At 75.5% G+C, this 1823-nt stretch carries 3 protein-coding genes; 2 read left to right on the top strand and 1 reads right to left on the bottom strand.

The window, feature by feature from the left end; genetic code table 11:
- Window positions 1-314: glycosyltransferase family 9 protein (locus tag AB0K37_RS42010; RefSeq protein ID WP_363991793.1), on the top strand; the 314-nt coding region annotated here is incomplete at its 5' end.
- 10 nt (window positions 315-324) lie between these two features.
- Window positions 325-1281 (top strand): NAD-dependent epimerase/dehydratase family protein, encoded by a 957-nt coding sequence (locus AB0K37_RS42015; RefSeq protein ID WP_363991795.1) that lies wholly within the window; start codon window positions 325-327, stop codon window positions 1279-1281.
- A gap of 37 nt (window positions 1282-1318) precedes the next feature.
- On the opposite strand, the gene AB0K37_RS42020 is transcribed toward AB0K37_RS42015, so the two are convergent.
- Window positions 1319-1823 (bottom strand): polysaccharide pyruvyl transferase family protein (locus tag AB0K37_RS42020; protein ID WP_363991798.1); only part of this gene is annotated, 505 nt, incomplete at its 5' end.

The raw sequence follows: 1823 nt of genomic DNA on the forward strand, positions 1-1823 counted from the left end.
ACCGGACCGCCGACCTGTCCGGCCGCACCCCGCTGCCCGAGCTGGCCGCGCTCGTCGCGGGCGCCCGGCTGGTCGTCTGCGGCGACACCGGGGTCGCGCACCTCGCGACCGCCTACCGCACACCGTCGGTGCTGCTGTTCGGCCCGACGCCGCCCGGCCGGTGGGGGCCTCCCGACCGCGCCGAGCACCACGTCCTGTGGGCGGGGCGCCGCGGCGACCCGCACGGACGCGAGCCCTGTCCCGGGCTGCTGGAGATCACAGCGGACCAGGCCGTCGAGGCCGCCGGGAAGGCACTGGCCCACCCGAACCCATGAGGGGGACAAGATGAGACATCCACGCGCCGTCGTCACCGGGGGCTCCGGCTTCCTCGGCTCGCACCTGTGCGAGGCGCTGCTCGCCGAGGGCGTCTCGGTGGTGTGCCTCGACAACCTGCTGACCGGGACCTCCCGCAACATCGCCCACCTCGCCGAGCGGCGGGACTTCCGCTTCCTCAAGCGCGACCTCACCGAGCCGGTGAACGTGCCCGGCGACGTCGGCTACGTCTTCCACCTGGCGTCGGCGGCCTCCCCGGCCGACTACCTGAGGTACCCCATCCAGACCCTGGAGGTCGGCAGCCAGGGCACCCGCCACGCGCTGGACCTCGCCGAGGCCAAGGGCGCCCGCTTCGTCCTCGCCTCCACCTCCGAGGTGTACGGCGACCCGCTGGTGCACCCGCAGCCCGAGTCGTACTGGGGCAACGTCAACCCGGTGGGGCCGCGCAGCGTGTACGACGAGGCGAAGCGGTTCGGCGAGGCGCTGACGTCGGCGTTCCGGCACTCGCGCGGCCTCGACGCCGCGATCGTGCGGATCTTCAACAGCTACGGCCCCCGGATGCGGCCGGACGACGGCCGCGCGATCCCGACGTTCCTGCGGCAGGCGCTGACCGGCGAGGACCTCACGGTCACCGGCGACGGCTCGCAGACGCGGTCGATCTGCCACGTCGACGACACCGTGCGGGGCATCGTCGCGCTGGCGTTCTCCGACCACCCCGGGCCGGTGAACATCGGCAGCCCCTACGAGATCTCGATGGCCGACCTCGCGCGGCTGGTCATCGACCTGACGGGGTCGTCGTCCCGCGTCCGGTTCATCGACCGTCCCGAGGACGACCCGCGCGTCCGGCGCCCCGACACCGCTCTGGCCGAGGACGCGCTCGGCTGGCGCCCGCGGATCTCCATCGAGGAGGGCCTGCGCACCACGCTCGAATGGTTCGCCAGGGAACTCGTGGTCGCACGGCCCGCCTGAGCGGCGGCGCGCCTCCGGCCTCCGGCGTGCCGGGCCGCTACCGCACGCCGAGGACGTCCAGCAGCTCGCCGATCAGCACGGCGTCCGACGGGGGCGCGAGGGCCCGCCCCGCGCCCCCGGGCGACAGGCACCACGTCCACCAGCGGTCGAGTTCCGCCGGGTCCAGGACCCGCTCGCCGGGCGGCGCCGCGGGCGGGGTCACCACGGCGGGCCACGCCCAGGCCCGCGCCTGCGCGGTCACCTTCGCGCCGCCGCCGACCGGGTCCACGGCCAGCGCGGGGATCCCGTTCTTCAGCGCGAGGACGAGGCCGTGCAGCCGCGTCGTGACCACGACGTCGAGCCTGCGCAGCACCGACTCCAGCTCGGCCGCCGTCGTGAACAGGCGCCAGTCGCGCGGATCGAGCCGCGTGTCCAGCGGCAGCAGGGCGCACTCGCGGGCGGCGAGCCAGCCGGCCAGTTCCCGCTCGACGCGGTCGTGGCGCCGCCGGTCGCCGTACTCGGCCTGCCCGGGCGCGAGGACGACCCCGGCCACGGGCACCGAC

Origin of the sequence: Actinomadura sp. NPDC049753 (assembly GCF_040674655.1) — a bacterium.
GTDB lineage: Bacteria > Actinomycetota > Actinomycetes > Streptosporangiales > Streptosporangiaceae > Spirillospora > Spirillospora verrucosospora.

Coding starts and splice junctions, on each gene's coding strand:
- AB0K37_RS42015 (WP_363991795.1), top strand. CDS start 325: ATGAGACATCCACGCGCCGTCGTCACCGGGGGCTCCGGCTTCCTCGGC.